A 2,095-nucleotide genomic window follows, 5' to 3' on the forward strand; every position below is an offset into this window, starting at 1 on the left:
CCAAAAGTCGCCATAATCTGGTTGTTCATGAAAGTGCCCTGCCTCATGGCAAGGGATGGTCGCCTCTGACATGGCAGATTCTGGAAGGAAAGTCGCAGATACCTGTTACGTTGTTTGAAGCAGCTGAGCGGGTTGATTCTGGAAGCATTTATCTGCAAAGAGTGATTTCTTATGCCGGGCATGAGCTGGTAAATGATTTGCGTGAGCAGCAGGGGCAAGTTACGGTGGAAATGTGCCTTGAATTTGTGCATAGATATCCTGATATATTGTCAGAAGCTATGGAACAAAATGGCGAAGAGAGTTTTTATCCCAGGCGCAGGCCTGAAGATAGCAGGCTGGACATAGATAAGAGCATAAGGGAGCAGTTCAACCTTTTGCGCGTAGTGGATAATGATAAGTATCCGGCGTTTTTTGATTTTCATGGCAGAAGATATGTATTGAAGATATATGAGGCGTCAACAGGCAGGTAATGAAGATGCGGATAGTAATAGTGTCAAATAAAAGCTGGCATAGGCAGTATGTTGGAGAATTGGCCAGCCGTACAGGCAGTGAGGTTGTTTATATTGATAATAAAAGTGAAGTAACGTATCAGAAATTCGTGTCACTGCGTCCTGAATGGGTGTTTTTCCCTCATTGGTCTTATATGATACCGGCTGATGTGTATGAAAATTTCCGTTGCGTTGTTTTTCACATGACAGATTTACCTTTTGGCAGGGGCGGGAGCCCGTTACAAAATCTTATATCCAGAGGAATATATGAAACTAAGTTGTCTGCGTTGCAGTGCTGCGGAGAAGTGGATGCCGGTGATATATATTTAAAGCGTAATCTGTCCTTGTGGGGGAATGCAGAGGAGATATATTTGCGTGCTGCAGAGCTGAGCAAGGAAATGATGATAGAAATTGTGCGTGGCAATTTGCGGGCTGAGCCGCAGCAGGGCGAGGCGGTTGTATTTAAGCGCAGAACGCCGGATGATGGGAATATAGGAGAGCTGCGCTCATTGGAAAAAATATTCGATTACATCAGAATGCTGGATGCGAATAGCTACCCAGCGGCTTTTCTGGATACTGAGCGTCTGCATCTGGAATTTACCAGGGCTTCTTTAAAGGATGGGTATATATTGGCAGATGCCAAAATAAGGTTGCGTGATAACTGATTTTATGGAGGCAGGACATTTTTTAGTGCAGTTAATGGCTTTTGTGTATGTGTGCATATATGTGCATGAATGTATATATATATGGCCAGTATGCGTATTGGTATATGTGTATAAGGGAAACGGGGCAGAGCTATGGGGAAGAGAATTCTTGTAGTAGCGGCTCATCCGGATGATGAAGTTCTGGGATGCGGGGCTACGATTATGAAGCATATAGCTGAAGGAGATATTGTTCATACAATGATTATGGCAGAAGGGCTGACAAGTCGGGACTTGACCAGAAATGCTGAAATGAGAGCTGGAGAATTGTCAGAGCTTCATGCCGCTTCGAAGCGTTCAGCTGAATTTTTAGGTGTGACCAAGCTGATTATGCACGATTTTCCTGATAACAGAATGGACGGAGTAAATCTTTTGGATGTTGTAAAAAAGATTGAGCGTGAGGTTGATGAATACAAGCCGGACATTGTATATACCCATCATGCGGGGGATGTTAATGTTGACCACCGTGTAACTCATGATGCTGTGGTAACAGCCTGCAGGTCTTTGCCTGGGGAATCAGTTCGTGAGATTTTGTTTTTTGAAACGTTGTCCAGTACAGAATGGCAAATGATGACGGCGGACAAGATTTTCCAGCCTAATATTTATGTGGATGTAACGGAGTTTATGGAGAAAAAAAGGCAGGCCCTTGAATTTTATGCGTCTGAAATGAGAGAGTATCCGCATCCACGTTCATACAAAGGGGTTGAGCTGTTGGCGCAATATCGTGGGCTGACGGTAGGGGTGCCCTATGCGGAGGCATTCATGCTGGGGCGGAGTATAAGATGATTTTTGATGTATGCTGTATATCTGACGTGGAGGTTGTGAAGCCTGATGGATTTGAGAAAATTGGATAAGCCTTTTATTATTGCAGAAATGAGTGGCAATCATAATCATTCCTTGGAGCGT

Annotated in this window: 3 protein-coding genes; all 3 read left to right on the forward strand. The window is 44.1% G+C overall.

The window, feature by feature from the left end:
- A partial coding sequence (locus ACI3UA_RS06100) for a formyltransferase family protein (protein ID WP_439723936.1) occupies positions 1-470 on the forward strand: 470 nt, incomplete at its 5' end.
- A 5-nt stretch (positions 471-475) separates the two neighbouring features.
- Positions 476-1,153, forward strand: coding sequence for a methionyl-tRNA formyltransferase (locus ACI3UA_RS06105; RefSeq protein ID WP_439723937.1), 678 nt, complete (start codon positions 476-478; stop codon positions 1,151-1,153).
- A gap of 132 nt (positions 1,154-1,285) precedes the next feature.
- Positions 1,286-1,975, forward strand: coding sequence for a PIG-L deacetylase family protein (locus tag ACI3UA_RS06110; RefSeq protein ID WP_439723938.1), 690 nt, complete (start codon positions 1,286-1,288; stop codon positions 1,973-1,975).
- Positions 1,976-2,095: the final 120 nt, after the last annotated feature.

It is taken from the genome of Anaerovibrio sp. (assembly GCF_051866355.1).
GTDB lineage: Bacteria > Bacillota > Negativicutes > Selenomonadales > Selenomonadaceae > Anaerovibrio.

What these genes read in the sequence shown, in the direction of transcription:
- ACI3UA_RS06105 (WP_439723937.1), top strand. Translation starts at nt 476, where the DNA reads ATGCGGATAGTAATAGTGTCAAATAAAAGCTGGCATAGGCAGTATGTT.
- ACI3UA_RS06110 (WP_439723938.1), top strand. Translation starts at nt 1,286, where the DNA reads ATGGGGAAGAGAATTCTTGTAGTAGCGGCTCATCCGGATGATGAAGTT.